Source organism: Photobacterium sp. 1_MG-2023 (assembly GCF_030547945.1).
GTDB lineage: Bacteria > Pseudomonadota > Gammaproteobacteria > Enterobacterales > Vibrionaceae > Photobacterium.
The window spans coordinates 64,280-90,067 of sequence record NZ_JAUORR010000007.1 but is presented as its reverse complement, the minus strand read 5'-3'; the positions used below and the strand labels follow the sequence as shown (position 1 = coordinate 90,067).

27 protein-coding genes are annotated in these 25,788 nt (G+C 54.3%); 9 read left to right on the top strand and 18 right to left on the bottom strand.

What is annotated here, in order from left to right:
* Positions 1–6: 6 nt before the first annotated feature.
* On the bottom strand, positions 7–1,545 hold the full coding sequence (gene gpmM / locus Q4579_RS08605) for a 2,3-bisphosphoglycerate-independent phosphoglycerate mutase (RefSeq protein ID WP_303563259.1): 1,539 nt from the start codon (positions 1,543–1,545) through the stop codon (positions 7–9).
* 471 nt (positions 1,546–2,016) lie between these two features.
* Here gpmM and Q4579_RS08600 point away from each other — a divergent pair, with 471 nt between their 5' ends.
* The 4 genes from Q4579_RS08600 to cysE all read left to right on the top strand — a co-directional run bounded on the left by Q4579_RS08600 (position 2,017) and on the right by cysE (position 5,054).
* A complete protein-coding gene (locus Q4579_RS08600) occupies positions 2,017–2,451 on the top strand; it encodes a rhodanese-like domain-containing protein (RefSeq protein ID WP_211646492.1) in 435 nt (144 codons plus the stop codon).
* Positions 2,452–2,563: 112 nt separating this feature from the next.
* Complete coding sequence (secB, locus tag Q4579_RS08595) at positions 2,564–3,034, top strand: protein-export chaperone SecB (protein ID WP_211646491.1); 471 nt, start codon at positions 2,564–2,566, stop codon at positions 3,032–3,034.
* Between the two features lie 13 nt (positions 3,035–3,047).
* A complete protein-coding gene (gene gpsA / locus Q4579_RS08590; RefSeq protein ID WP_256449222.1) occupies positions 3,048–4,064 on the top strand; it encodes an NAD(P)H-dependent glycerol-3-phosphate dehydrogenase in 1,017 nt (338 codons plus the stop codon).
* A gap of 168 nt (positions 4,065–4,232) precedes the next feature.
* A complete protein-coding gene (gene cysE, locus Q4579_RS08585; RefSeq protein ID WP_303563374.1) occupies positions 4,233–5,054 on the top strand; it encodes a serine O-acetyltransferase in 822 nt (273 codons plus the stop codon).
* Between the two features lie 77 nt (positions 5,055–5,131).
* Here cysE and Q4579_RS08580 read toward each other — a convergent pair whose 3' ends face one another.
* From Q4579_RS08580 to Q4579_RS08565, 4 genes are all read right to left on the bottom strand, one after another.
* A complete protein-coding gene (locus Q4579_RS08580) occupies positions 5,132–5,596 on the bottom strand; it encodes a tRNA (cytidine(34)-2'-O)-methyltransferase (protein ID WP_303563255.1) in 465 nt (154 codons plus the stop codon).
* A gap of 63 nt (positions 5,597–5,659) precedes the next feature.
* Positions 5,660–6,583 (bottom strand): bile acid:sodium symporter family protein, encoded by a 924-nt coding sequence (locus Q4579_RS08575; RefSeq protein ID WP_303563253.1) that lies wholly within the window; start codon positions 6,581–6,583, stop codon positions 5,660–5,662.
* A gap of 66 nt (positions 6,584–6,649) precedes the next feature.
* Entirely contained in the window at positions 6,650–8,059 is a 1,410-nt protein-coding gene (gene cpxA / locus Q4579_RS08570) for an envelope stress sensor histidine kinase CpxA (RefSeq protein ID WP_303563251.1), read from the bottom strand.
* The gene (locus Q4579_RS08565; protein ID WP_211646487.1) at positions 8,056–8,745 is read right to left on the bottom strand and encodes a response regulator; all 690 of its coding nucleotides are present in this window, start codon (positions 8,743–8,745) and stop codon (positions 8,056–8,058) included. Before Q4579_RS08565 ends, cpxA begins: the two co-directional genes overlap by 4 nt.
* Before the next feature lie 179 nt (positions 8,746–8,924).
* Here Q4579_RS08565 and Q4579_RS08560 point away from each other — a divergent pair, with 179 nt between their 5' ends.
* Entirely contained in the window at positions 8,925–9,416 is a 492-nt protein-coding gene (locus Q4579_RS08560) for a CpxP family protein (RefSeq protein ID WP_303563248.1), read from the top strand.
* Positions 9,417–9,885: 469 nt separating this feature from the next.
* Positions 9,886–10,848 (top strand): 6-phosphofructokinase, encoded by a 963-nt coding sequence (pfkA, locus tag Q4579_RS08555; RefSeq protein WP_303563246.1) that lies wholly within the window; start codon positions 9,886–9,888, stop codon positions 10,846–10,848.
* 99 nt (positions 10,849–10,947) lie between these two features.
* On the opposite strand, the gene chrA is transcribed toward pfkA, so the two are convergent.
* Positions 10,948–12,123: a chromate efflux transporter gene (chrA, locus tag Q4579_RS08550; RefSeq protein WP_303563245.1), complete on the bottom strand. Its 1,176-nt coding sequence runs from the start codon at positions 12,121–12,123 to the stop codon at positions 10,948–10,950.
* 88 nt (positions 12,124–12,211) lie between these two features.
* On the opposite strand from chrA, the gene Q4579_RS08545 reads away from it, so the two are divergent.
* Positions 12,212–13,159 carry a LysR family transcriptional regulator gene (locus Q4579_RS08545; protein ID WP_303563244.1) on the top strand — a complete coding sequence of 316 codons (948 nt, stop codon included), beginning with the start codon at positions 12,212–12,214 and terminating at the stop codon, positions 13,157–13,159.
* Between the two features lie 47 nt (positions 13,160–13,206).
* Here the strand turns inward: Q4579_RS08545 and tpiA are convergent, their stop codons facing one another.
* Positions 13,207–13,977: a triose-phosphate isomerase gene (tpiA, locus tag Q4579_RS08540; RefSeq protein ID WP_303563243.1), complete on the bottom strand. Its 771-nt coding sequence runs from the start codon at positions 13,975–13,977 to the stop codon at positions 13,207–13,209.
* 393 nt (positions 13,978–14,370) lie between these two features.
* Here tpiA and Q4579_RS08535 point away from each other — a divergent pair, with 393 nt between their 5' ends.
* Complete coding sequence (locus tag Q4579_RS08535) at positions 14,371–14,718, top strand: 5-carboxymethyl-2-hydroxymuconate Delta-isomerase (RefSeq protein ID WP_211646484.1); 348 nt, start codon at positions 14,371–14,373, stop codon at positions 14,716–14,718.
* A 74-nt stretch (positions 14,719–14,792) separates the two neighbouring features.
* Here Q4579_RS08535 and Q4579_RS08530 read toward each other — a convergent pair whose 3' ends face one another.
* The 6 genes from Q4579_RS08530 to Q4579_RS08505 all read right to left on the bottom strand — a co-directional run bounded on the left by Q4579_RS08530 (position 14,793) and on the right by Q4579_RS08505 (position 20,364).
* Positions 14,793–15,104 carry a DUF3135 domain-containing protein gene (locus Q4579_RS08530; protein WP_303563241.1) on the bottom strand — a complete coding sequence of 104 codons (312 nt, stop codon included), beginning with the start codon at positions 15,102–15,104 and terminating at the stop codon, positions 14,793–14,795.
* A 136-nt stretch (positions 15,105–15,240) separates the two neighbouring features.
* Positions 15,241–15,984, bottom strand: a complete 744-nt coding sequence (locus Q4579_RS08525) for a ferredoxin--NADP reductase (RefSeq protein ID WP_303563239.1) — start codon at positions 15,982–15,984, stop codon at positions 15,241–15,243.
* 28 nt (positions 15,985–16,012) lie between these two features.
* Positions 16,013–16,630, bottom strand: a complete 618-nt coding sequence (locus tag Q4579_RS08520) for a metalloregulator ArsR/SmtB family transcription factor (RefSeq protein ID WP_303563237.1) — start codon at positions 16,628–16,630, stop codon at positions 16,013–16,015.
* Between the two features lie 164 nt (positions 16,631–16,794).
* A complete protein-coding gene (gene glpX / locus Q4579_RS08515; RefSeq protein ID WP_211646480.1) occupies positions 16,795–17,802 on the bottom strand; it encodes a class II fructose-bisphosphatase in 1,008 nt (335 codons plus the stop codon).
* 148 nt (positions 17,803–17,950) lie between these two features.
* Positions 17,951–19,465 carry a glycerol kinase GlpK gene (glpK, locus tag Q4579_RS08510; RefSeq protein ID WP_303563233.1) on the bottom strand — a complete coding sequence of 505 codons (1,515 nt, stop codon included), beginning with the start codon at positions 19,463–19,465 and terminating at the stop codon, positions 17,951–17,953.
* A 47-nt stretch (positions 19,466–19,512) separates the two neighbouring features.
* Positions 19,513–20,364, bottom strand: coding sequence for an MIP/aquaporin family protein (locus Q4579_RS08505; protein WP_303563231.1), 852 nt, complete (start codon positions 20,362–20,364; stop codon positions 19,513–19,515).
* A 531-nt stretch (positions 20,365–20,895) separates the two neighbouring features.
* Between Q4579_RS08505 and zapB the strand changes: the two genes are divergently transcribed.
* Positions 20,896–21,138 (top strand): cell division protein ZapB, encoded by a 243-nt coding sequence (zapB, locus tag Q4579_RS08500; protein ID WP_036754671.1) that lies wholly within the window; start codon positions 20,896–20,898, stop codon positions 21,136–21,138.
* 232 nt (positions 21,139–21,370) lie between these two features.
* Here zapB and rraA read toward each other — a convergent pair whose 3' ends face one another.
* The 5 genes from rraA to Q4579_RS08475 all read right to left on the bottom strand — a co-directional run bounded on the left by rraA (position 21,371) and on the right by Q4579_RS08475 (position 25,729).
* On the bottom strand, positions 21,371–21,856 hold the full coding sequence (rraA, locus tag Q4579_RS08495) for a ribonuclease E activity regulator RraA (protein ID WP_303563228.1): 486 nt from the start codon (positions 21,854–21,856) through the stop codon (positions 21,371–21,373).
* A 133-nt stretch (positions 21,857–21,989) separates the two neighbouring features.
* The gene (locus tag Q4579_RS08490; RefSeq protein ID WP_303563226.1) at positions 21,990–22,898 is read right to left on the bottom strand and encodes a 1,4-dihydroxy-2-naphthoate polyprenyltransferase; all 909 of its coding nucleotides are present in this window, start codon (positions 22,896–22,898) and stop codon (positions 21,990–21,992) included.
* Positions 22,899–23,024: 126 nt separating this feature from the next.
* On the bottom strand, positions 23,025–24,356 hold the full coding sequence (hslU, locus tag Q4579_RS08485; RefSeq protein ID WP_303563224.1) for an HslU--HslV peptidase ATPase subunit: 1,332 nt from the start codon (positions 24,354–24,356) through the stop codon (positions 23,025–23,027).
* A gap of 9 nt (positions 24,357–24,365) precedes the next feature.
* On the bottom strand, positions 24,366–24,893 hold the full coding sequence (gene hslV / locus Q4579_RS08480) for an ATP-dependent protease subunit HslV (RefSeq protein ID WP_303563222.1): 528 nt from the start codon (positions 24,891–24,893) through the stop codon (positions 24,366–24,368).
* 194 nt (positions 24,894–25,087) lie between these two features.
* Positions 25,088–25,729: an SPOR domain-containing protein gene (locus Q4579_RS08475; protein WP_303563220.1), complete on the bottom strand. Its 642-nt coding sequence runs from the start codon at positions 25,727–25,729 to the stop codon at positions 25,088–25,090.
* Positions 25,730–25,788 lie beyond the last annotated feature (59 nt).

Below are 25,788 nucleotides of genomic sequence, written 5' to 3'. Positions count from 1 at the left end.
TGGCGATTATTTCAGATCGTAAAGCACCTGACCAGTCATCTCTGACGGGATTTGGAGCCCGGTCAAGGACAACATGGTCGGTGCCAGATCAGACAGTTTCCCGCCTTCTTTCAGGCTGATCGCTTGATCGCCCACGTAAATCAGTGGCACTGGCAGATTGGTGTGCGCTGTGTGGATGCCACCGGTTTCCGGGTTGATCATCATTTCAGCGTTGCCGTGGTCTGCGGTAATCAGCAGTTGGCCATTCGCTTCACGGATGGCTTCAACCACGCGGCCGATGCTCTCATCAATGGCTTCACAGGCTTTTACGGCAGCATCGTAGACACCGGTATGGCCGACCATGTCACCATTCGGGTAGTTACAGATGATCATGTCGAATTCGCCGCCTTTGATGGCTGCAACCAGTTTGTCGGTCAGCTCCGGCGCACTCATTTCAGGCTGCAGATCGTAAGTTGCAACTTTTGGTGAGGCCACCAGTGCACGGGATTCTCCGTCAAATTCTGTTTCAACACCGCCGTTGAAGAAGAAAGTCACGTGGGCGTATTTTTCTGTTTCAGAAATCCGCAGCTGAGTTTTGCCTTGTTTGGCCAGCCATTCACCCAGAGTGTTTGACAGGCTTTCCGGCGGGAATGCCGATGGTAGGTTGATGTCGGCAGCGTACTGCGTCAGCATCACGATGTTCAGGGCCGGGAACTGCTGGCGTTCAAAACCTGTGAACTCAGGCAGGAAGGCACGGGTGATCTGGCGGGCACGGTCTGCGCGGAAGTTCATGAAAATCAGCGCGTCGCCATCTTGCATTGCTGCATCTGGCTGGCCTTCGGCACGAATGACGGTGGCTTTCACGAATTCATCATTTTCATCACGGGCATAAGCGGCTTGCAGGCCTTCTACTGCAGAAGCAGCCGTAAAGTCACCTTTGGCTGCCGTGAGCAGATTGTAAGCGGATGCCACACGTTCCCAGTTGTTGTCGCGGTCCATGGCATAGTAGCGACCCACCAGAGAAGCGGTGCGACCTTTGCCTAACTGCGCGAACAGGGCATCAAAGCGCTCCAGAGATGCCTGCGCACTGCGAGGTGGCGTATCACGGCCATCCAGGAAGCAGTGCAGATAGATTTTTTCAGCACCGCGCTCAGCAGCCATTTTCACGGCAGCTTCGATGTGATCTTCGTGGCTGTGAACACCGCCCGGTGACATCAGACCCATCAGATGAACCGCTTTACCGGCAGCAATCGCACTGTCCATGGCTTCAACCAGAGCAGGGTTATGCTGGAATTCACCGTCGGAGATGGATTTCGCAATGCGGGTCAGATCCTGATAGACCACACGACCGGCCCCAATGTTGGTATGACCCACTTCTGAGTTCCCCATCTGGCCGTCAGGCAGACCAACGTCCATGCCAGAGGCAGAAATCAGGGTGTTGGCTTCGTTTGCCATCAGTTGATCCAGAACCGGGGTATTGGCATTGGCGATCGCATTATTTGCGGTATCTTCGCGGTAACCCCAACCATCCAGAATCACCAGAGCCAGTGGCTTCTTCGCAGACATAAGCTGTCCTCTCCATCAATATGAACAATCTGAAAAATGTAGACCAATTACCTCAACGACCGGGAGGTGCAGGCCAACCAGGGCGCTCAGGTAAGGGATCAGGTCAGTAATTTTACTACAAAATCACCGATTCTTTGTAGTACAGATCAAACATTGCTGTAAATGGTTTGTTATCTTTACTCCATAAAATATATTCAATTCGGGTCCGCAGCGTAAGGCCTGAGAATGCGTTTTTTTCTATTTTAGCAATAGGGAGCGCTTATCTGGCGGTTGATTCGTTCTTGTGGCCGGAAATCATGCGGGTTTGACGGACCGGAAAGTTGCATCCAAAGCAGTGAGCCATGACGCGTAAATGCTTTGGGTGGCTGTACTTCGTTTCGGCCACAGGTATACTCAGTTTCCTTAATTTTGGTTGAATCTTACCGCTGACCGTGAGCCGGGCAGACGGTGAAGGTGGATAGAGCGAAAATCATGCAACAATTCATAGAGTTTGTTACGAGTAATCCGATTTTGTCACTGGTTTGGGTGGGTCTGGTTCTGGCCCTGGTGAGTTCGCTGGTGAAGCAGAAAACAGCGGGTTACGCTGTTATCACTCCGAATCAGGCCACCGTGATGGTGAATCGCGAAGACGGTGTTTTTGTTGATATTCGTAATCAAGATGAGTTCCAGCGTGGCCACATTGCTGGCGCACTTCACATTTTGCCAAGCGAGATCAAAGCGCAGAACCTGGGTTCGCTTGAAAAGTATAAGTCTGCCCCCATCATTGTGGTGTGCAAAACAGGCCAGACGGCGCAGGAAAGCGCCAACCTGTTACATAAAGCCGGTTTCAGCAATGTGAATCTGCTGAAAGACGGTTTGATTTCCTGGAACGAGGCCAACATGCCTCTGGTGAAAGGGAAAAAGTAAGTTTGAACTTCCGGGGGGCTGTGTAAAACAGCTTCCCAATTTAATTCAGGCCGGACACCTCCGGTGACAATGAAAGATTTCTTACGGAAATCATCAGAAAAAGGACAACATCATGGCTGAAGCAGCGAACAACGAAGCGCAACAGAACTTCCAAATCCAGCGTATTTTCCTGAAAGACGTGTCTTTCGAAGCACCAAGCTCTCCGGAAATGTTCCAGAAAGAGTGGAATCCGGAAGTGAAGCTGGATCTGGATACGCAGAGTCGTGAGCTGGCAGAGGGTGTGTACGAAGTGATACTGCGTCTGACCGTGACCGTAAATAATGCCTCAGAAACGGCGTTCCTGTGTGAAGTACAGCAGGGCGGTATCTTCTCGGTTGACGGTATGGAAGCGCCACAACTGGCTCACTGCCTGGGTGCATTCTGCCCGAACATCCTGTTCCCTTATGCGCGTGAAACGATTTCAAGCCTGGTGGTGAAAGGAACCTTCCCGCAACTGAACCTGGCTCCAGTGAATTTTGACGCGCTGTTCATGAACTACCTGCAGAGCCAGGCAGAAAGCAACCAGGAAAACACTGAAGCCTGATTGGCGGATTGTCATGACTTCAACCACTGAAAATGTAATCTCAATGTCAGTGCTGGGTGCCGGTTCTTACGGCACCTCTCTGGCCATCGCACTGGCACGCAATGGTGCCCATGTGATTTTGTGGGGCCATAACCCGTCTCATATCGCACAACTGGAAACCGACCGGGCCAATGAAGCATTTTTGCCGGGCTCGGCGTTTCCGGACTCCCTGATTCTCACCGCGGATCTCAAAGCTGCCGTTCAGGCCAGCCGGGATATCCTGCTGGTGGTGCCGAGTCATGCTTTTGCCGATGTGCTCAAGCAGATGAAGCCTCATTTACGGGAAGACTCCCGGATTTGCTGGGCGACCAAAGGGCTGGAGCCGGAAACGGGTCGTTTGCTTCAGGATGTCGCGCACGAGATTCTGGGCGACGCGATTCCGCTGGCCGTGCTGTCCGGTCCGACGTTTGCCAAAGAGCTGGCCGCCGGATTGCCGACGGCGATCTCTGTGTCTTCTCCGGATACGGCGTTTGTGAAGGATCTTCAGGAGAAGATTCATTGCGATAAGAGCTTCCGGGTCTACAGCAATAGCGATTTTATTGGCATGCAGCTGGGTGGTGCGGTCAAGAACGTGATCGCGATTGGTGCCGGGATGTCGGACGGGATCGGTTATGGGGCCAATGCCCGAACGGCATTGATCACCCGCGGGCTGGCAGAAATGTGTCGTCTGGGCGCAGCGCTGGGTGCGCAACCGGAAACCTTTATGGGGATGGCTGGTCTGGGCGATCTGGTTCTGACGTGTACGGATAACCAGTCCCGAAACCGTCGTTTTGGTCTGGCTCTGGGTCAGGGGCAAGGCGTCGATGAGGCGCAGCAAGGGATCGGTCAGGTGGTTGAAGGCTACCGAAATACCAAGGAAGTCTGGGTACTGGCGCAGCGCTACGGTGTGGATATGCCCATCACAGAGCAGATATATCAGGTGCTGTATCAGGGCAAAGATGCCCGGGAAGCTGCCAGAGATCTGCTGGCCAGGGCGAAAAAAGACGAGTAATCGTCTTTTGAGATTCCCAGAACGAATGAATCAGCGCGGGCATGAATGCCCGCGTTGTTTTTTTTGCTGAGAAGTTTAAAGTGATACCCATTCAACGCTGTCAGAACCCGGCGACGGGCAAGGGGGCAGATTATGGTGCAAACACAAAAAGGATATACAGGGGAAGACGTGAGGGAGTGTCAACAGCAAGCGGTTTGGAAAACCATTAAACAGGAAGCCAAAGTCCTGACCGAACAGGAACCCATGCTGGCCAGTTTTTACCATGCCACGATTATCAAGCACGATAATCTGGGCGCTGCACTGAGCTATATTCTGGCGAATAAACTCGCCACACCTTCCATGCCAGCGATGGCAGTGCGTGAAGTGGTTGAGGAAGCCTATCTGGCAGATTGTATGATCACCGAATCGGCCGCCTGTGATATTCGCGCAGTGGTGGAACGAGACCCGGCCATCAATAAATTTTCTGTGCCGTTGCTTTATCTGAAAGGCTTTCATGCCTTGCAGGGCTACCGGGTGGCGAACTGGCTCTGGAAGCAGAACCGCGAAGCGTTAGCCGTGTATCTGCAAAATCAGATTTCTGTCTCTTGCCAGGTGGATGTTCACCCGGCTGCACGGATTGGTCAGGGTATCATGTTTGACCATGCGACAGGGATTGTCATCGGTGAGACGGCGGTGATTGAGAATGATGTTTCCATCCTGCAGGACGTGACACTGGGCGGGACAGGGAAAGAGAGCGGTGACCGACATCCGAAAATCCGCGAAGGGGTGATGATTGGTGCCGGTGCGAAAATTCTCGGCAACATCGAAGTTGGTGAGGGCGCCAAAATTGGGTCCGGTTCCGTGGTACTGGCCCCCGTACCGCCTCATACCACGGTTGCCGGTGTACCGGCAAAAATTGTTGGCCGTCCGAGCAGCGACAAACCGTCGATGGACATGGACCAGCAGTTCAACGGTGTTTACCAGACCTTCATTGCCGGCGACGGGATCTGAGTTTCTGATCGGAGCTGAACTCCGCTGATCATTCAGAACAGGGGGGTAATCGCCCCTTTTTCACCGCTGTTGTCTGATTATTTCGCGCCGGAAAAATCAAACTGACGCCAGGCTTCAAAGGCAATGATGGACGCGGCATTCGACAGGTTCAGACTGCGGCTGTCCGGATGCATTGGGATCCGAAGGCGCTGCGCCGGTGGCAGGCTTTCAATCACTTCTGCGGGGAGGCCTCGGGTTTCCGGACCGAATAACAGAATATCCCCGGCCTGAAACTGAGCTTCTGTGTGGTACTGCGTGGCTTTGGTCGTACAGGCGAACAGGCGGCGTCCCGCCGTTGCTGCCAGAAAGGCATCAAAGTTGGCATGTCGGTGGACGTGGGTCAGATCGCGGTAATCCAGTCCGGCTCGGCGCAGCTTTTTTTCTTCTAAATCAAACCCCAGCGGCTCAATCAGGTGCAGATTCGCACCGCAATTGGCACACAGGCGGATAATGTTGCCCGTATTGGGCGCAATTTCAGGTTCGTACAGAGCAATATCAAACATGGTCAGGATTCAGCGATGGGAAAACGGCCATTGTAGCCTGTCTTGTGCGGATGAAACCAGTGTTCAGCGGGGGGGTGTGCGCGACGCTTCAACCTGCTTGAGCACCGGAACTCGCCGCTGTCGTCTGTCCTGTCGTTGCCAGAGAAAACACAGCCCCAGACCACTGAGCAGATGCCAGATCCCCCAACCGGCAGCAATGATCGCCATGCCGGTCAGATCGCTGAAAAACGAGAAAATGATCCCCAGCCCCAGTCCGGAGTTTTGCAGACCGACCTCCAGCGTAACGGCTCGCCTGTCGGCCATCGGCAGTTTCATCGTCCAGGCACTCAGCCAGCCGATAGCCAATGCCAGCGCATTGTGCGCCACGACGGTCAGCAGGTAGACATTGGCGCCTGCGATAAACTGCGGCCAGTGGCTCAGGAGCGCGGCAGCCACAAAACCCAGCAGCGTGATGAGCGAAGTGACCCGGAACCAGGGCTCGCTGCGCCGGGCAAATCCGGGTGCAAGATAGCCGCACAGCAACCCGAGGGCGAGCGGGAGTGCCAGTACCAGAATGACCACCAGCAGGATGCTTTGCGGCGGGACGGTGATCTGCTTGAGCAGGGCGGCAGTGGCTGGGTTCAGACTGGCATAGCCCATGAAGTTGAGCGGTGTCATCAGTACTGCGGCGAGGCTGGCCATGCCGGTCATGCTGATCGACATGGCGGTATTGCCGTTTGCAAGATAGGTGACGAGATTGGAAAAACTGCCGCCAGGGCAACTGGCGACCAGTATCAGCCCCAGTGCGACTTCGGCGGGTAATGGCACCACTATGGTCAGGAGCCAGGTCAGGGCTGGCATCAGAAAAAACTGCGCGGCCAGCCCGGTCAGTGGCCCTTTCGGATGCCGGGCGACTGTCCTGAAATCAGCCGGTTTCAGGCCCAGCGCAATGCCGAACATCATCAGGGCCAGAACCAGATTCAGCAGCAGCAGGCTTGTATTCGACACTCAATTCACCCAGATCTTGTCAATCGGCGCTAAGGAACATCTTGGATGGTCTCACAACAGGGCCTTTTATCCTTCTTCAGAGACGAATGGTTCATCAGTTTCAGGCACATCATGCGACGACAAAGGCAGTGTCAGCGTGACGCGCAGGCCACCCAGCGGGCTGCGGCTCGCCGCAATGCAGCCGTTATGCTGGCGAATGGCATTTTCGGTGATGGCTAAACCTAACCCTGTGCCGCCGCTGTGACGATCCCGAGCGGTGGACACCCGGTAGAATGGCCGGAAAATGTCTTTCAGTTCATCCTCTGGCACTCCGATGCCGTTATCGTCGACCGTGACAGTCAGTGTCTGGTCGTTGGCTGAGAATTTTACTTCGACACGGTCTTTACCATAATAGATGGCATTTCGGACGACGTTTTCCAGCGCACTGATCAGCAACTCGGCGTTTCCGGCCAGCGGCCAGGGCAGTAATGGGCCGCAGGTCAGGCTTTTCTGGTGCTGGCTGGCTTCAAATTCTGCATCATCCAGCATGTCCTGCCACAGGCTGGCCGCATCACTGGCTTCCCGGACTTCCTGACCACGAATCTGCATCCGGGACAGTTCCAGCAGTTTGGCGATCATGGCTTCCAGTCGTTCGGCTTCAGTGTCAATGCGATCCAGCTCCGGACTCTTGCCCTGTTTGCGCTGGGCCAGGGCGGTGGCCATCCGCAGCCGGGTCAGCGGAGAGCGGAGTTCATGTGAGATATCAGACAACAGCCGTTGCTGACCGCGGATCATCTGATTGACCGAGCGGACCATCTGATTGAAGCTGGCACCCGCCTGCTGAAACTCGCGTGGTCCGGAAGTTTCCAGCGTCGGATCCTGCGTGAACTGGCCACTGGCAACCCGTTGCGCCGCCTGTTGCAGCTGACGTGCCGGACGGCTGAGTGCCCAGGCCAACCAGAGTAGCAGTGGCGTGCTGACCAGCATGGTCAGGAGCAGCATGTGGAAGGGCTGATCAAGAATGCGCAGGAAAAATGGCGGCGGTCTGTGGGTCACCCGGCCGATGTACATCAGCGCACGTTGCTGCTGATCGCTGACCAGAAACGGACCGGCGATCATCCAGCGACCGTAGAGTTTCTGGCGGGGTGCATCCGGGCTGTCGGCACTGGTGATAAAGTTACGCAGCGCTTTGGTCCGTTGGTGCGGGGTGATCAGTTCGCCTTCAAAATTGGTGAAGTAAAGCTGCATTCCTTTATGGCGGTCGGGATCGACCCAGGGCAGCAGCTTGTCGGGCAGGGCGCCCGGTTGTGCGCTGAGACGTTCAGAAATACGCGAGGCGGCCTGCTGGTAACGTTCCAGTTCAGGCTGCGGAATCGTATGTTGTGAGCGGGGATCCAGATGGGGTAGCAAAAGCAGAACCACCACCACCAGCATCAGGGTCAGCCAGAAGATGGCAAAAATCCGGCTCGACAGTCGGTTCAGGACAGGCAGTTTCATCCGGCCTCCACCAGCAGATAGCCTTTGCCGCGCAGGGTTTTGATTCTGGGTTTTCCGTCATCCCGTGGCGGCAGCTTTTTGCGCAGGTTCGATACGTGCATATCAATGGCGCGATCAAAGGGGGCCAGTCGCTTGCCCAGTACTTCCAGACTGAGGTCCTGTTTGGTGACCACGATTCCCGGGTGTTGGACCAGATGGCTGAGCAGCGCCAGTTCGGTCGCGGTCATCTCAACCGGTTCTCCCTTGCAGGTGACCTCCTGACGACCGGGATAGATGGTCAGATCCAGATAGGTCAGGCTGTCTCCCTCCGGCTGGCTTTCCTGCACGATTTTGGCCCGGCGCAGAATGGCGCGCATTCGGGCCAAGAGTTCCCGATCGCTGAAAGGTTTAGGCAGGTAGTCATCTGCGCCCAGTTCCAGGCCCAGTACCCGGTCGATTTCTTCCCCTTTGGCGGTCAGCATCAGCACGGGGGTCGTGTTGGTTTCCCGCAGTTTACGCAGCATTTCGATCCCGTTCATGGTTGGCATCATCACATCCAGCAGAATCAGATCCGTTTCATCATTCACCATTTGCAGGCCTTGCTCTCCATGATGCGCTACCCGCACGGTAAAGCCTTCGAGTTGAAGAATGTCACTCAGCAATGCGGTCAGTTCGGTATCGTCGTCGACCAGAAGAATATTCGCCATCAGGATATCCAGATTCGTTTTCTTGCTGTTCAGTATCCCCGATGGGGGATCACACGCCAAGCTGAATGACACTGCTTTACCCAGATTTACGTTTTCGAGACAGCCCTTTACTTGCGACGGCGTAGACTCTGTTTGTAACGAATGAACGCGACAGAGCGAGTGAGATGATGAAAAAGATGATGAATCAAACGATGAAACATACTCTGGTTGCTGTGCTGGCCATGCCACTGGTGTTCGGCTCGGTTGCAGCAGTGGCAGGCGGCGGTAAGGCACATGGAAAAGGGTACTACGGTGACTGCGGCCCGCATGGCGACCGGGGGATCTTCAGTGATCTGAATTTAACCGATGCGCAGAAAGAGCAAATGCGTGCGTTGCGGGACAGTCAGAAAGAATCCAAGCGCGAGCACAGAGATGAAGGCCGTGAAGCCATGAAAGCCAATCATGAGAAAATGCAGGCGCTGATGCTGGCGGATTCTTTTGATGAAAATGCCGTTCGTGCATTGGCGAAGCAGATGTCTGATCAGCAAATTGAGCATCGGGTGAACAGGATGAAGCACCGTCATGACCTGCTGAATATTCTGACCCCAGAGCAAAAAGCACAGTACAAGACATTGAAAGCAGAGAAGCAGGCAGAATGCATGGCGAAATGGAAAGAAAAACGCAGTGAATAATGCTGAATTTAAGGCAGTAAACAGAAGCCACAACGTCGGGTTGTGGCTTTTTTTGTGGTGCTTCTGTACTGGGCTTGTCAATTTTGTTATTAAATTTCATCACAAAAACGCTATACTGCGGGGTAAGATTTATCAGGTCATGTGACAAAAATCCGGCCGTTTCAGAGAACCCGGTCCGAACAGGCTGACAGCGGAAACTGAGCATATACTTAGTGACAGAGTGGCTGGCCGGGCCTGGTCGTACAAAATGTACGACGGGTTCCACGCTGATGCAATGTCGGTCGGCACAGGGCCTGTTTACGTGATATGAATCAATACATCGTTTTTCTAAATTGTAATACTCCTACATTAGTAGGAAAGTTACAGTTTACGCGAGTCGCAACCGAGTTGAGGGAGCGGGGCGGAGTCGGTGACTTGAGCCAGCTCGTGCAGGAAAGGATTTTTCATTTCCCAAAGTCAGAGGGTAACCATGATTAAAAAGATTGGTGTTTTGACCAGTGGCGGTGACGCCCCAGGTATGAACGCAGCGATTCGCGGTGTAGTGCGTGCCGGTTTAACGGAAGGCCTGGAAGTTTACGGTATTTATGACGGTTATCAGGGCCTGCACCAGAACCGGATTGAAAAGCTGAACCGTTCCAGTGTTTCTGACGTCATTAACAAGGGCGGGACTTTCCTGGGCTCGGCACGTTTTCCTGAGTTCCGTGATGAGAAAGTGCGTGCGCAGGCCATTGAGAATCTGAAAATGCATGGCATTGATGCGCTGGTCGTGATCGGTGGCGACGGCTCTTACATGGGTGCGAAGAAGCTGACCGAAATGGGCTACCCTTGTATCGGTCTGCCGGGCACCATTGATAACGATGTCGCCGGGACGGATTACACCATTGGTTTTATGACGGCATTGAATACGGTGATCGATGCGATTGACCGCTTGCGCGATACGTCTTCATCGCATCAGCGGATCTCGATCGTTGAGGTGATGGGCCGTCACTGCGGTGATCTGACGTTAATGGCTTCAATTGCGGGTGGTTGTGAGTACATCATCACACCGGAAACCGGCCTGCACAAAGAAGAGCTGCTGGCGAAGATCAAAGAAGGGATCTACAAAGGCAAGAAGCACGCGATTGTGGCGATCACCGAGCTGATGACCGATGTCAATCAGCTGGCGAAATACATTGAGTCAGAAACCGGCCGCGAAACCCGTGCAACTGTGCTGGGTCATATTCAGCGTGGTGGTCAGCCAACCGCATTTGACCGGATTCTGGCGTCACGAATGGGCGCATACGCGGTGGATCTGCTGATTCAGGGCGAAGGCGGTCGTTGTGTGGGTGTGCAGAACGAGAAACTGGTTCATCACGACATCATCGACGCGATTGAAAACATGAAGCGTCCGGTGCGTAAAGATCTGTTTGCCGTGGCAGACAAACTGTTCTGAGTCCATCGATTGGCTCAGTGCTGATGACAACATCAGAAACGCCCGCCGGGTTTACCGGCGGGCGTTTTTTTATGCTGAAGGCGCCGTACTCAGCGGGGCTCAGCCCAACAGGTTCACCCCAGCCGATCCGAGTCCCCAGCCCGTCAGCATGAAGCCAATCACCAGCCACAGAATCGGCAGTTTCCACTGCTTCAGCAGGAAGAGCCCGGCAACGACCAGCGCGGCATCCGTCCCGTTCAGGACTGCACTGGTGAAGACCGGCTGATAAAGTGCCGACAACAGCAGTCCGACCACGGCGGCATTAATGCCCTGTAATGCCCCGGCAACCCGAGGGTAAGCTGCCAATGTTTTCCAGTGCGCCAGCACGGTCAGCAGCAGTAGAAAACCGGGTAAAAAGATGGCCAGGGTTGCCAGCAGCGCACCGAGGATCGGTGCGGACGGCAGTAATGCGTAGCCCAGATAGGTGGCAAAGGTAAACATCGGCCCCGGCACTGCCTGTGCCGCCGCATAGCCGGTCAGAAACGTATCCTGGCTCAACTGATCACCCACCAGGGACTGCAACAGTGGCAGAACGACATGACCGCCACCGAACACCAGTGTGCCCGCCTGGAAGAAATCACTGAACAGCGTAGCCACTGGCCAGTGACCCGGCAGGGCACTCAGTGCCAGAGGTAACCCCACAAAGATGAGGACAAAAAGCAGCAGTGGCCAGCGGGTTGGGGTGAATACCGCGCCGGGCTCAGTGCTGTCTTCGGTTTTCAGCCAGCGAGCCCCGATGAGCAGTGCCAGCAACAGCATTCCAATTTGAGTCCCGAGACCCGGTGCGATCATCAGGGTCATGGCTGTGATCGCGCACAGGAAAGCCGTCAGGCGGCGCTGACAGAAATTTTTGAACATGCCCCAGGTGGCATCGATCACCACGACCACCGCCAGCAGTTTGAGTCCATGCACCACATGGTCGAACCCGCTCAGATCCGTCAGACGGCTGCTCAATGTGGCCAGCGCCAGCATGATGAGGACAGAAGGCAGGGTAAAGCCGAGAAAGGCCATGCAGGCGCCCCCCAGCCCCCCGCGGTGATAGCCCAGTGCGAAGCCTACCTGACTGGACCCGGGTCCCGGCAGAAACTGACTGAGGGCGACCAGATGTGCATACTCATGGTCACTCAGCCACTGGCGTTTTTCGACGAATGCCTGCCGGAAATAGCCGATGTGTGCCGCCGGGCCACCGAAGCTGATCCAGCCCAGCGAGAAGAAGGTCATGAAGATTGCGAACATACTGTTTTGCTTCTGTTTGGATGAATTGATCGCCCTTAATGTAGTGAATGACGTAAAATGACTCAAATTGATAGAAATCATTCCAACTATGAATCAGATGAATTTAACCCGGCTGTCTGAGATCCGCTGGAAAAGCATCGACCTCAATCTGCTGGTGGTGTTTGCCTTTCTGTATGAATGCCGCAGTGTGAGCGGGGCCGCAGAGAAGAGTTTCGTCAGCCAGTCCGCAGTCAGTCACAGCTTGTCCCGGCTCCGGCAGTTGCTGGATGATCCATTGTTTGAACGCAAAGGGCATCAGATGGTGCCGACGGATTATGCACACCAGATTGCCCCTGTGGTGACCCGTTTGCTGGACACCGTATCGCAGGAGCTGCTCATCAAACCTGTGTTTGAGCCGGAGACGTTCTCGGGTGTGTGCCGGATTGGGCTGACCGACTATGCCGAGTTTTTGTTTGCACCTCAGCTCTATGATGTGATTCGGGGAGCGGCACCGCAAGCACAGGTGAGTTTTGTCCATGTGAACCGTCATAATTATCAATCGGTTGCCGAGCAGGAAAAACTGGATCTGATGATTGGCAGTATTCCCGGACATGCGGCGCAGTTTGCGTCTCAATGGCTGTATCGCGAGCAGCATGTCTGCCTGTTCGATCCGCTTCAGGTCGATGCCGCAGAGGTGGGCGATATGGCCCGGTTTTCGGCCATCGAGCAGGCACTGGTCAGCCCGGACGGCAGTCTGGTGTCAACGGTGGATCGTTTGCTGGACGACCATGATCTGTCCCGGCGTGTCACCGTGGCATCCCGCAACTTTATGACGATCCGGCGTTTGCTGTTTCAGCGGCGGTTGATCGCAGTGGTACCCAAACTGATGGCAGCAGCGGAAACCGGGATGGACGCACTGGCTGTGGCGGAACCACCGGTTCAGGTGCCTGATTTTGATATGCTGATGTTGTGGCCGGATGTGAAAACGCAGGATGAAAAGAATCAGTGGCTGCGGCAGCTGGTGGTGGAAACACTGCCCGGGGGCGGGGGAAAATGACCGGATGAAGCACTGCCAGCCCGAAGGCTGACAGTGCCTGGCAGCAATTACTTCTTCGCTTTAGCTGCAGCTTTCGCAATGGCTGCAAAACCTTCTGCATCCAGGGCAGCACCACCAACCAGTGCGCCGTCGATATCAGGCATTGCAAACAGCTCAGCAGCGTTGCCAGCTTTCACTGAACCGCCGTACTGAATCACAACATTGTTCGCGACATCCGCGCTGAAAGATGCAATGTGCGCACGGATCGCAGCGTGGATTTCCTGTGCCTGTTGTGCGGTGGCAGCTTTGCCGGTTCCGATGGCCCAGATTGGCTCATAAGCAACGATGGCACCGTTCAGTGCTTCAACACCCTGCGTGTTGATGACAGCATCCAGCTGACGGGCACAGACGGCAACGGTTTCACCAGCTTCGTTCTGTGCTTCGGACTCACCGATACACAGCACTGGCGTCAGGCCGTTTTCTTTCAGGAAGGCAAATTTCTTCGCGACAAATTCATCAGATTCGTTGTGGTATTCACGACGCTCTGAGTGACCGATGATGATGTGGGTGGCACCAAAGTCTTTCAGCATTTCCGGAGAGATATCACCGGTGAATGCGCCGCTGGCGTTCACATCCACGTTCTGTGCACCCAGGATAATCTTGCTCTGACCCTGGCTGATCAGGCGCTCTGCCAGATCCAGATACATCACAGGTGGCGCAACGGCCACGTCAACACCGTCAATGCCAGCCAGCGCAGCATCCAGACCTGTCAGCAGGTTGGTGACCATTTCTTTGCTGCCGTTGAGTTTCCAGTTCCCCATAACTACAGGATGACGCATAAGATTTTCTCCATATCTATGTGATGTCTAAACTCAGACTAAACTGAGCACATCACTGCCGTAAGCCAGCGGTGTGTTCAGTGTAGTCTGCCATGCTGCTTGAGGCGTCCTGATGCCTGTGGCAAAAACGTCACACAGTATACGCCGGATAGACGTAAACTTCCTTAATCTTGAGCAAGACCTGGATGTTTGTACCCATTTCAGCACCAAAAGTGAATGCTGAACTGTTATTTATTTTCAATCCTGTAAGTTATCCAGACAGTTGTTTTCCCGGGGAAAAGTGATCCGCAAAGGATTTCGGAAGACGACAGTCGCCTAGAGCAGCAAAATCAGCTAACTTAGGCGGCGAAAAACGGAATATACAGGTATTGCCTGAACATCAAGGAGAGAAGTATGCCTCATCTGAAGCTGGAGTTTGCGGATCCGGTCGCCGAGCGCGTGAATGTCGCTGCCCTGCTGGAAGATTTACATCAATCACTGCTGACCTGCGGTGTGTTCGAACCGTCTTCTGTGAAATCCCGGGCCTACCCGTGCCATCAGTGGCAAGTGGGCGAGGGGGGCGATGCGCGCAATTTTATCCATCTGGAGCTGGCCTTGTTGTCCGGCCGGGATAACGACTGTAAGCGTGGTTTGGCAGAACGTTTGATGCCGCTACTGGAGCAGCATGCCGCCTCGATTGACAGCCTGACCATTGAAATTCGCGATATGGAAAAAGAAACCTACCTCAAAGCAAGCCGCTGAAGTCGGGACGGTTTGAGCAAGGGATGGATGCAAAGTCATCGGGCCGTCATTGAACGGCCCGTTTTCATTTGATGTTATGCCCTGCGCCGAAACGGCATCACATCCGCCTGATGCTCAGTAATGGTTTCCGGGGACATCAGGGACTGGGCAAAGCGCTGTAATTGTTGCTGCAGTTCAGCCCGGAGCAGCATATTGGTATGGATCGGGTTTTTACCGCGGGCAATCACCTGATTGATATGACTGAGCTGGGCGCGTAATCTCGGTTGCATGGCCGGACTGGCCTGTTGGATGATTTCTTCGCTCATCCGCAGACGTAAGGCTTCTAACGCTTCCGGTGCAGTTTCAGCCAGATGCTTGAGTTCATCGAATGAAGGTAAGGTTTGCATCGTATTTCCCCCAACAGCCAAAAGGGCCAAAAGTGTGACACTCTTAACACTAGATGGCGGGGAAACGAAAAAGCGTCTCATTGATGAGACGCTCAATAAAAGGCAGGCGATCAGGTCGGAAAAATCAGACGCGAGTTTACCAGTAATGTTCAACCGTGATCTGGCCGGGTTTACGGCGCAGGTTTTTCTCGAAGCCCCGGGTTTCCAGCACCGCTTTGGTCTCTTTCACCATGGCTGGATTACCACACAGCATCAACTGGCTGGTTTGCGGATCCAGCGGAATCCCGACGTGGCGTTCAAGCATGCCATCGGCAATGGCTTGCGGGATCCGGCCGGGTAAGGTCAGGGGCGCAGGCTCGCGGCTGACAAAAGGTTGAACGATGAGTTGCTCAGGGTGGGTCGCTTTCAGGGCGTTAATCTCAGCCTGATAACTCAAATCGGCCGCAAAGCGGACCGCATGCACCAGCACAATTTTGCGAAAGCGTTTCCAGACCGTGTCTTCCCGCAGGATCGAGAGGTAGGGCCCGATGGCCGTGCCGGTTGACAGCATCCACAGGGATTCTCCCTCCGGGACTTCATCTAGCGTAAAGAAGCCATTGGCGCGGGCAGTAATGAAGACTTCATCGCCTGGCTCCAGGGCATGCAGGCGCGGAGACAGCAGCCCGTCCGCGACCCGGGTGGCGTAGATTTCGATCTGATGGGTATTGGGTGGGTTCACAAAGGAGTATGCACGCTGGATCATTTTGCCGTCGCACTCGAGCGCCAGCTTGGTAAATTGCCCGGCTTTGAAGGGTTCAATGTTCGCCTCCAGCGTTAAACTGAACAAGTCGCTGTTCCAGTGACGATTCTTGATAACCTTTGCAGGGATCCAGTCAGCCATTGTGATCTCCTTTTACATATTCAGTGTCTCAGGTCGGATAAATGCGGTAGCTGCAGCGGCGCTGGCCGGCAATGATATGTTCACTGCGCTCAATCACCACGCTGTCGCCCAGCAGACGCTGGAAGACAGCCAGTTCAGATCGACATAAAGAGGGGCAGCGTTTGGCGGCATGGCAGATAGGACAATGGTTCTCGATGAGAACGAAGCCGTCGTCGTCAGACTCCAGCTGTGCCATGTAACCTTCCTTCTCCCTCAGTGTAGTCAGGATCTGAAGTTTTTCTTTTAAATTTTCTGCCTTTGCAATGGCCTGCTGGTACTGACTGAGCGTGCTTTCCTCACGCTGATTCAGGATTTTTTGCAAGCCTTCCTGCCCAAACAGGTTCTCCACCGAGTCCAGCATCTGAATAATCAGATCGCCGTGCCGGTCGGCAAACTGCTCGTGACCCTTGGCGGTCAGATGCCAGTGACGGGTCGGCCGCCCGACTTTGGCTTTGATATCGTCAAAGCCCACCAGGCCATCTTCTTCCAGACCTTGCAGGTGCTGGCGAACCCCCATGGTCGTCAGCCCCAGCTCTTCTGAGAGTGCTTTGGCAGTGACCGGGCCGTCCTGTTTCATCCGGTGGAGAATTTTATCTATGGTTTTCATTGTGGTATTGCGTGTATTCATTCGGCCTATTATGGCGCTGACAAAGTATATAAAGCAATGGCTTTACTAAAGAGCTTAGTCCAGATGACGCAGAAAAGTCGTCTAAATCAGAGAATGATCAGCAATTTATCTCCGGCAACAGCAAAGGTTACCGGAGAGCCGATTCAGAGAATATGCGGCAGAATGGCCGGATCTTTACGGTCAAGATAGTGAATTGACTTGATGCGGCGGATGGTGCGGCATTTGCCGCGGATCAGCAGGGTTTCTGTGGTGGCGATGTTGCCGTTACGGGTGATGCCATCCAGCAGATCACCTTTGGTAATGCCGGTACCGGCAAAGACGACGTTGTCGCTTTTCGCCATTTGATCCAGCGGCAGCACTTGATTGGGTTCGATACCCATTTCACGGCAGCGGTCCATTTCTAACTGACCCATGCGGTAGTTATCGTCGCTGCCGCCTTTGACCAGAAAACGGGGGAGCAGGCGACCCTGCATATCACCGCCCAGTGCCCGGATGGCTGCAGCAGACACCACACCTTCCGGCGCGCCCCCGATGCAGTACATCACATCCACTTCGCTGTCCGGCATACAGGTCAGAATCGAGGCTGCTACATCGCCGTCCGGCACGGCGTAAACGCGGATGCCCAGTTGCTGCATCTGGGCGATGACTGCATCATGACGTGGCTTTGCCAGCGTGGTTACGACCAGCGAATTGAGGGGTTTACCCAGTGCTGCGGCAATATTTCGGAGGTTGTCTTCGATGGGCAGATTGAGGTCAATGTGTCCTTTGGCTTCCGGGCCGACGACCAGTTTCTCCATGTACATATCCGGCGCTTTGAGAAAAGCACCTTTCTCACCGGCAGCCAGAACGGTCAGCGCATTGTTCTGGCCCATAGCTGTCATTCGCGTGCCTTCGATGGGATCGACGGCAATGTCGACCGCTTCGCCGCCCAGTCCGACTTTTTCACCGATATAGAGCATCGGGGCGTCGTCAATCTCACCTTCACCAATCACAATCTCACCCGCGATCTCGGTTTGGTTTAACAGGGTACGCATGACCTCAACGGCTGCGCCATCCGCAGCATTTTTGTCGCCTCGGCCAAGCCATTGATAGCCAGCCAGTGCGGCACCTTCGGTCACACGGGAAAAAGCCATCGCTAAATCGCGTTTCATGGGAACTCCAGAAGTGAAATGATGAAAATCTGCACGATTGTATCACAAGCTGCCGCCATGGGTTGGGGCGACGGTTCGGCAGAAAAAAGACAAGCCTGCGGGGGAATGCAGGCTTGCCGGGGTGTCTCAGCAGGGTCAGACGAGTGGATTAATCTTCTTCGTCAATGGCCCAGCCTTTGGCGCACTCAACCGCGCGCTTCCAGCCGTTATAGCGGCGGGCGCGTTTGCTGTCGTCCGGACATGGCGTAAAGCTGCGGTCCAGAACGGCTTTGTCTTTCAGTTCGTCGATGCTGCCCCAGAAACCGACGGCCAGGCCGGCCAGATAAGCGGCACCCAGCGCGGTCACTTCGGTGACGACAGGGCGGTGCACGTCGGTATTCAGCAGGTCCGACTGGAACTGCATCAGGAAGTTATTGGCGACCGCACCGCCATCCACTTTCAGTGTTTCCAGGCGGATGCCTGAGTCGGCCTGCATGGCATCGAGTACGTCACGGGTCTGGTAAGCAATACTTTCCAGGGTGGCACGGATCAGGTGGTTGCTGTTCACACCCCGGGTCAGGCCGACAATGGCACCGCGGGCATACGGGTCCCAGTAGGGTGCGCCCAGGCCCGTGAAAGCAGGTACCACGTACACGCCATTGGCGCTGCCAACTTTCTCGGCGAAGTATTCGGAGTCTTTAGCATCGCCCAGCAGCTTCAGTTCATCACGCAGCCACTGAATCGATGCACCGGCCATGAAGACTGCACCTTCCAGTGCATAGGCTGCTTCACCTTTCGGACCACAGGCCAGCGTCGTCAGCAGACCATTCTGCGAGGTGACTTTCTCTTTTCCGGTATTCATCAGCAGGAAGCAGCCGGTGCCGTAGGTATTTTTCGCCTGGCCGGCTTCCACACACATCTGACCGAAGAGAGCCGCCTGCTGATCGCCTGCAATCCCTGCGATTGGCACACGGGTACCGCCTTTACCACCAATGTTGGTCTGGCCGTAGATTTCTGAAGACGCTTTGACTTCCGGCATCATCGACAGCGGGATATCCATGGCTTTTAGCAGTTTTTCATCCCACTCCAGTGCATTGATATTGAACAGCATGGTTCGAGAGGCATTGGTGTAGTCCGTGACGTGGACGCGTCCCTGAGTGAGTTTCCAGATCAGCCAGGTATCTACGGTACCGAACAGCAGGTTGCCAGCTTCTGCCTGCTCGCGTGCACCTTCAACGTTGTCCAGAATCCACTTAATTTTGGTCCCGGAGAAATACGGGTCGACGACCAGACCTGTGTTTTCACGGATGTAGCTTTCCAGACCTTCTGCTTTCAGTTTCTGGCAGATATCTGCGGTCCGGCGGCATTGCCAGACAATCGCGTTATAGACAGGCTTGCCGGTATTTTTGTCCCAGACAATGGTCGTTTCACGCTGGTTGGTGATGCCGATTCCGGCGATCTGGTCGGTCCGGATCCCGGCTTTGGCCAGGGCTTCCACCATGGTAGAGCTCTGGGTTGCCCAGATTTCCATCGGGTCGTGCTCAACCCAGCCTGCTTTCGGATAGATCTGAGTGAATTCGCGCTGTGCGGTGCACACAATGTTCGCATCGTGATCAAGGATCACGGCACGTGAGCTGGTGGTTCCCTGATCGAGTGCGACGATATACTTTTGTTCTGTGGTCATCTGAGTGTCCTCTTCTCTCTGATAATTATAGGGGAGTAGCACCGCAATCAGGCTTGCGCGGTTTCTTTCTCTTCATCGGTTTCACATTGATTCGGCAGGGTACAGCGATTGCCCGGTAGGTACACCGCAATGGCTTTCGGATACAACCAGGCACCGAAGCAGGCACCCGCAATCGGCGCCAGAATCGGGACGATGAAGTACGGGATATCTTTCCCACCGGTCAGCGCCATATCGCCCCAGCCAGCCAGATAAGCAAAGAATTTCGGGCCGAAATCACGGGCCGGGTTCATAGCAAAGCCCGTCAGTGGCCCCAGAGAAGCACCGATCACTGCAATCAGCACACCAATCAGAACCGGACCCAGTGGACCACGCGGTGCGCCATTTTTATCATCGCCGATGGCCAGAATAGCAAACATCAGTACAGCCGTGATGACGAACTCGACAGCAAATGCACCCGCAAAGGACAGGCTCGGATTCGGGTAGGTCGAGAAAATGCCTGCAGTCCCTAAGCTCTCAACGCTGCCACGCACAATGCCATGCGCGTTTTCGAAATCGACGAACAGGTTGCTGTACAGGCTGTAAACCAGAGCCGCAGAACAAAATGCACCGGCAAGCTGGGCAAGAATGTAAGGGGCAACTTTAGATTTGTCGAAGCCGTGGAAGATTGCCAGCGCAATGGTCACTGCTGGGTTGATGTGTGCACCCGAGACACCGGCAGTACAGTAAATCGCAATCGTCACGCCCAGCCCCCAGGTCAGGCTGATTTCCCATTGTCCAAAGCTTGCACCAGCCAGTACCAGTGCAGCCACACAGCCCACACCGAAGAAGATCAGCAATCCGGTGCCAATAAATTCTGCCAGGCATTCGCCGAGCAATGTCGGGGGTTGTCTTTTGTTCATTTACCAGTCCTTTTGTCGAGTCGTAGGTCAATTACTTGTTATCGTAATGTGATCAGAAAAATACGCGAATGATGATTTTTGGCAAAGTAAAACGAATAAAAAATGTGCGTTCGAGCATACTATTTGTGTTTATGGTCAGTATTAATCTTCGTATAAGAACATGGATCTTGAGCAAAAACTCTATTCTGATCGGTTGCGGGCGCACACTAGCATGACCTATGACGAGCATAAAATTCGGAGTAGAAATCTGAGTGGTCGCTAACATTTCATCGCGGGTCACTTCGGCTGACCTGTAGCGAAAGGTAAAATTTTGTTGAACTTTGCATAAATTTTACGCGTTTGTGATGAAGCATGGTTTTTGTTGGTGCCAGACGTATAAGGCCTAGTTAGAATAGGGCTTACATTGGATTTGTTATTTGCCTGGTAGTCTCGGCGATATCCCCACGAATTGGATGACAGTCAGCGTTGTCTGCAACATCAGCTCGGAAGGGTAAGCTGCGGTCTTGCGCAGGTACTGATAGGGTGAAAACTATGTCTTTAGAGATGCTGGAACAGCTGGAAGCCAAAGTGCAGATGGCCGTCGACACCATTTCCCTGCTGCAGATGGAAGTGGAAGAACTGAAAGAGAAAAACGAAAACCTGGCGAATCTGGCACAGGAACTGCGTGCCGATCGTGAGTCACTGGTGCAGGACAATGAAAAACTGCGTCATGATCACCAGGCTTGGCAAGAGCGCGTTCGGGCACTGCTGGGTAAGATGGATACCGTGGAATAATCCGCGCGATATCTGTAAAAACAGAGCCGCATGGCTCTGTTTTTCAATGGGCAGAAATCGAGGCTGAGCTTATACCAATCGCAGTCAATCATTGGTCATCCTAGCTTGTTCAAATGCTCGATCACTGCGTTAGATTTTTTGATTGTAAAATCAGGACTTATCTAAAAAATCCGCCTTGTTCTCAAACATTTTTCCTACGCTATTTCTGATCACTGACTGACTTTGATTGATATTAGTCGATGTCCAGTGGTTCCGGCGACAGAATCACGCCGGTATTATCTGCATAGAGATGATCTTCCGGTAAGAAAGTTACGCCCCCGAAATTGACCGCAACATCCACCTCACCGATGCCCTGATTGTCAGCACCGACCGGGATGGATGCCATTGCCTGAATGCCGATATCGAGCTCATCGAGCTCGTCGACATGACGTACGCAGCCATAGACGATAATGCCTTCCCATTCGTTTTGCAGGGCGAGCTGGGCCAGTTCGGCATCAACCAGCGCCCGGCGAAGTGACCCCCCGCCATCGACCAGCAATACCCGACCTGCACCATTGTCAGCCAGTACGGTATGAAGCAAGCCATTGTCTTCAAAGCATTTGATGGTGGTGATCTGGCCTCCAAACGAGCTTCGGCCCCCGTATGAGCTGAACATCGGCTCAACCACATCGACCTGGTCGAGATAAATATCACAGAGTTCAGAGGTATTGTATTCCATAAGCTCGCTTCTTCATTGGCAAGTGATGATCGGATCAATCGGTATCTGCCGGATGAGTGTATCCGGTTTTCCGCTCAATAACTTGCTGAAAGTATAACCACCTCGGGCGGCATTGCAATCCTGATGCGGCGCTTTATCGGCTCAGGATAAGGCCGACGGCATACAGCAGGTTGGTGAACATGGCAGCCCGAATCAGCTGACCCAGCATGGGGCGTAATGCCTGACCCTCAGTTGTAGCCCAGACTTGTATTCCATGCTGAAGCAGAAGCGGGATTGCAAGCAGATACAGCCAGCACCAGGACGGCAAAGCCGAGATGACATTGTAGGCGGCAAAACACAGCACACTGGCCGCCAGCAGCCCCAGATGATACCCGCGGCCCAGTCTCGACCCCAGCCGGGCGGCCAGGGTGATTTTGCCGCAGGCGCGATCGTTGTCCATGTCACGCAGATTGTTGAGATTCAAGACGCCGACAGCCAGCAGCCCGCTGGCGGTGGCGGGTAAAAGGATTTCAAGCGAGAACAAATGGCTTTGCAGATAATAGCTGCCACCGACAGCGACCCAGCCAAAGAAGATAAGAACTGCCGGGTCGCCTAATCCCCGGTAGCCATAAGGCCGTTTACCCAGCGTATAAGCGAGTGCTGCGATAATGGCGGCGGCGCCCAATCCGAGGAAAATCAGTAAAACCGTTGTGGCAGGTTGCGCCAGAATCAGCAGGGCCAGACCGCTCAAAATAATCAGCAGCAGGGTTACAGCCATGGCCATTCGCATGGCAGACAAAGATATCGCACCGCTTTGCAAGCCACGGATTGGCCCCAGGCGGTTGGCATTGTCTGTCCCTTTTTTGACGTCACCATAGTCGTTCGCCAGATTCGACAGAATCTGCAGCAGCAAAGCTGTGATCAGTGCAAGTGTAGCGACTGACGGGGAAAAATGTCCCTGAGAGACAGCCAGCGCATTGCCGCACAGCAGCGCTGCGATCGCCAGTAACAGTGTTTTGGGACGCGTGGCCTCTAACCAGACCGTCGAAGGAGATAAAAGCATGGTTGCGTATTCAATGGTTCAGCATAGGTCCATTATGGCAGCCAGGCGGGGAAGAACTTTGTTTTGGCGCAAGCCTTGAAGGGAAAACGGGACGCCCGTCGAAAGACAGGCACCCCGAAGACAGAATTACAGAATGAAGCGGCTGAGATCTTCGTCTTCAACCAGCTCACCCAGATGGTCCTGGACGTAAGCCTGATCAATCACGTGCGCCACGCCATCTTGCTCTGAAGCATCATAGGATAGCTCTTCCATCAGACGTTCCATCACCGTATGCAAACGACGGGCACCGATATTTTCAGTGCGTTCATTCACCTGCCAGGCTGCATCCGCAATCTTCGCGATACCATCTTCCGTAAAGCTGATGGTGACGTTTTCGGTCGCCATCAGGGCGCGATATTGCTCGGTCAGTGAAGCATTCGGCTCGGTCAGGATACGTTTGAAGTCTTCGCTGGTTAGGGCTTCCAGCTCGACACGGATTGGCAGACGACCCTGCAGCTCCGGGATCAGATCAGACGGACGCGCCACCTGAAATGCGCCGGATGCGATAAACAGAATATGGTCCGTCCGCACCATGCCGTGCTTGGTAGAGACCGTTGACCCTTCAACCAGTGGCAGCAGGTCACGCTGCACCCCTTCACGGGAAACATCCGGGCCTGAAGACTCACCGCGCTTACAGATTTTATCGATCTCATCAATGAAGACGATGCCGTTGTTTTCAACCGCATAGATCGCTTGCTCTTTGAGCTCTTCCGGGTTCACCAGCTTCGATGCTTCTTCTTCAGTCACGGCTTTGAGCGCGTCCTTGATTTTCATCTTCCGCTTTTTGGTGGTATTGCCCGCCAGATTCTGGAACATCCCCTGAAGCTGGTTGGTCATCTCTTCCATGCCCGGAGGTGCCATGATCTCAACGCCCATCTGCGGTGCGGCGACATCAATTTCGATATCTTTGTCGTCCAGTTTGCCTTCGCGCAACTTTTTGCGGAAAGACTGACGGGTCGCCGAATCGGACTCGGTTTCCTCGTTCTTGCCCCAAGCGTCACGGGGTGGCGGCAACAGTACATCCAGAATACGCTCTTCGGCCAGCTCTTCCGCACGGAAGCGTACTTTCTCGGTGGCTTGCTGGTGGGTCATTTTGATCGCGGCATCGGTCAGATCGCGAATAATGGTTTCGACTTCTTTCCCCACATAGCCCACTTCAGTGAACTTCGTGGCTTCGACTTTGATGAACGGCGCATTGGCCAGCTTTGCCAGACGACGGGCAATTTCGGTTTTACCGACACCGGTCGGGCCGATCATCAGAATATTTTTTGGCGTTACTTCAACCCGCAGCTCTTCCGGCAACTGCATACGACGCCAGCGGTTACGCAGTGCGATGGCGACCGCACGCTTGGCGTTGTCCTGGCCGATAATATGGCGGTTCAGTTCATGAACAATTTCGCGGGGAGTCATTTCAGACATGAGGAATCCTTACTGGGCATCTAGTTCTTCAACAGTCTGGAAGTCGTTGGTGTACACACAGATCTCACCAGCAATGGTCAGCGACTTCTCAGCAATGGCGCGAGCATCCAGCTCGGTATTTTCAAGCAGTGCGCGGGCGGCAGACAGGGCGAAGTTCCCACCGGATCCGATGGCAATCAGATCGTTTTCCGGCTGAACCACGTCGCCGTTACCCGTAATAATCAGAGACGCGGTTTCATCGGCAACCGCCAGCAGGGCTTCGAGTCTGCGCAGGCTGCGATCCGTTCGCCAGTCTTTTGCCAGCTCGACAGCGGCCTTCATGAGATGGCCCTGATGCATTTCCAGCTTACGCTCGAAACGCTCGAATAAAGTAAAGGCATCTGCCGTACCGCCGGCAAATCCCGCCAGCACCTGGTTGTTGTATAAACGGCGGACTTTCCGGGCATTGCCTTTCATGACAGTGTTGCCCAGAGAAACCTGGCCATCACCAGCAATGACGACTTTTCCGTTGCGACGTACAGAGACGATAGTTGTCACGGTCTTACCTCTTTGCATCAGTCCGGCTCGTGGGGCCGGTATGGGTATAGGCGATGATCTGGGGATGGGGCTGCCCGTTTTCAAGGCAACAGGCAGATCTGTCCGTTTCTGAAAACAAAAAAGGATGACTTAGCATCCTTTTGCGATGTTGTGCTGTTGTCAGTGTAGACAGGCTGATGGAGACAGCAACCTGATCAGGCGTCCCAGTACCAGATGGCACAAGGCTCGATACCGGCTCGACGCAGCATGTTCCGATCGCTCTCGGCTTTGCGTTTTTGCGGGTATGGACCCAAAACCACACGATACCAGCTCCCTTTATCGCCCTGAGAGACTTTGATCTGGCTGGTCAGCCCCTGGAAAGCAATCATGGCTTTGCGTTCTTCGGCCTGTGCCGGAGTCCGGTAAGCACCGCACTGCATCAGGTATGGACGGCCGGGTTTGTCCGGGGTTTTCTTGGCTTCAACCTGAACTTCTTTATTTTCCAGCTCTTCAATATAGCGCCACTTTTCTGCTGGTTTCGGCGGCAGTTTTTCCTGTGGCTTGGGTTGAGGAACAGGTTTCGGCTCAACTTTGACACTGGTTTCTTTTTTGGCAGGCTCGGCCGGTTTCCTGGGCTCCTTAGGCGGCACGGGCGCAGTTGTTTCAGGCGCTGGCGCTGCAGGTTTGGGTGAAGAGGACAGGAAATAGAGCCCGTAACCGAGTCCAATCACCAGAAAAAGCGCAATGAGCGCCCATTTGACTGGGAACTGTCCGCTGGGTTTGCTGTTTCGGGAACGGCTGTTTCTGGCCGGCTTCTTCGCTGCCCGGCCGCGTTTGACGTAATCTTTGGTTGCCACAATGGTCTGATTATTGCTGAACTATTGGACAGATATGGTACAAAGAAGTGCCCGGACTG